The organism is Mesorhizobium sp. M7A.F.Ca.CA.004.12.1.1, assembly GCF_003997835.1.
Taxonomy (GTDB): domain Bacteria; phylum Pseudomonadota; class Alphaproteobacteria; order Rhizobiales; family Rhizobiaceae; genus Mesorhizobium.
This window is the reverse complement of the sequence record NZ_RZRK01001101.1, coordinates 1-1,550: the sequence shown is the minus strand read 5'-3', so window position 1 is coordinate 1,550 and position 1,550 is coordinate 1. Positions and strand designations below refer to the sequence as shown.

4 protein-coding genes are annotated in these 1,550 nt (G+C 64.2%); all 4 read right to left on the bottom strand.

Annotated features, from left to right (window positions below; translation table 11 throughout):
- A partial coding sequence (locus tag EN984_RS34060) for a 2Fe-2S iron-sulfur cluster-binding protein (RefSeq protein ID WP_164765894.1) occupies positions 1-245 on the bottom strand: 245 nt, incomplete at its 3' end.
- Entirely contained in the window at positions 242-538 is a 297-nt protein-coding gene (locus tag EN984_RS34055; RefSeq protein ID WP_127270054.1) for a sarcosine oxidase subunit delta, read from the bottom strand. The genes EN984_RS34060 and EN984_RS34055, both read right to left, overlap by 4 nt.
- Before the next feature lie 11 nt (positions 539-549).
- On the bottom strand, positions 550-990 hold the full coding sequence (locus EN984_RS34050) for a hypothetical protein (RefSeq protein WP_127270055.1): 441 nt from the start codon (positions 988-990) through the stop codon (positions 550-552).
- The coding region (locus EN984_RS34045) for an FAD-dependent oxidoreductase (RefSeq protein ID WP_127384330.1) at positions 990-1,550 on the bottom strand (561 nt) is incomplete at its 5' end. The genes EN984_RS34050 and EN984_RS34045, both read right to left, overlap by 1 nt.

Sequence of the window (1,550 nt, the reverse complement as noted above, 5' to 3'; positions counted from 1 at the left end):
GTCTTGCGTGCCGCGTCGCGCTTGATTTCGACCAGGGCGTTCGGCTCCTCGGCGCCCGCCGACAGGATGCCGCGCGGACGGTGGTACTTGAACGAACGGCCGACGAGATGGACGCCATTGGCGAGCAGCGCCGAGGCCAGCGTGTCGCCCTCGATGCCGGCATAGGACCGGCCATCGAAGCTGAACCGCGCGGTCTTGGCTTGGCTGAAGCGGCCAGCGCCGGGAATGCGGAACGCGCCGCTCATTTGGCAACTCCCGGGAGCTTCGACGGCTTCCGCTCGCCGGCCTTGTAGGTCATGACGAATTTGTCGGTGACGGTGTCGCGTACGGCATTGAAGAAGCGCGCACAGCCATGCATGTGCCGCCAGCGCTCATAAATGATGCCCTTGGGGTTGGAGCGGATGAAGAAGAACTTTTCAAAATCGTCGTCGCTCTCGCCGGCCATATTGGCCGAGCGCGCGATGTGCGCCTCGCCGGCGTTGCGGAACTCGAGTTCCGGACGCTCTTCCTCGCAATAGGGGCAGCGGATGAGAAGCATTTGGTTCGTTCCTACAATTCGCCGTGGCCGACGCGGGCGCCCGCCGGTTGATCGCAAAGCTTCTGTCCCAGGGTCGCGAACGGTGCGACGAGCCGGATGCGCTCTTCCACGCTTGCAGCGGGACGAAACAGATCGCGGGACGCCATGTTGCCGAGGGTGAGCTGCATCGGATCGGTTGTGACGATGACTTGACGCGGCTGGAATGTCTCGTCTTCTTCGAGCCCTTCGGGTCGTCCCTCGAAGAACATCACCACCCTCTGGCCGCCGCTCCAGACGCAGGCCAACGTGCCGTCATCGACCGAAAACGGCCAGCCGGCTTCGTTGCCGGCACGGCTGATCGGCTGCGTGCGCACTTCATCCGGCGAGGGAAAATGGAACATGCCCCGTTCTCCCGCCAGCACTTGCTCCCCCGCCAGCATCAGCGGCATCGCGACAGCCATCTCAGCCATCATCAGTGCGCCACCGCCGCCGCCGCCGCCTCGTCGATGAGCCGTCCGGTGCGGAAGCGTTCGATGGTGAAGGGCGCGTTGATCGGATGCGGATCGTCTTTGGCGATGGTGTGGGCAAAGACATGGCCCGAACCCGGCGTTGCCTTGAAGCCGCCCGTGCCCCAGCCGCAATTGACATAGAGGCCCGGCACCGGCGTCTTGGCCAGGATCGGCGAGCGGTCGGGCGTGACGTCGACAATGCCGCCCCACGAGCGCAGCATCTTCATGCGCGTGAAGATCGGGAACATCTCGCAGATGGCGTCGAGCGTATGTTGCAATATGTGCAAGCCGCCGGTCTGCGAATAGGAGACATACTGGTCGGTGCCGGCGCCGATCACCAGCTCGCCCTTGTCGGACTGCGAGATATAGGCGTGCACCGTGTTCGACATCACCACGCAGGGCACCACCGGCTTGACCGGTTCCGACACCAGCGCCTGCAGCGGATAACTTTCCAGCGGCATGCGCACGCCTGCCATGTTCATGATGACGGAGGAATGGCCGGCGGCAACGACGCCGACCTTCTT

Coding starts and splice junctions, on each gene's coding strand:
- EN984_RS34055 (WP_127270054.1), bottom strand. CDS start 538: ATGCTTCTCATCCGCTGCCCCTATTGCGAGGAAGAGCGTCCGGAACTC.
- EN984_RS34050 (WP_127270055.1), bottom strand. CDS start 990: ATGATGGCTGAGATGGCTGTCGCGATGCCGCTGATGCTGGCGGGGGAG.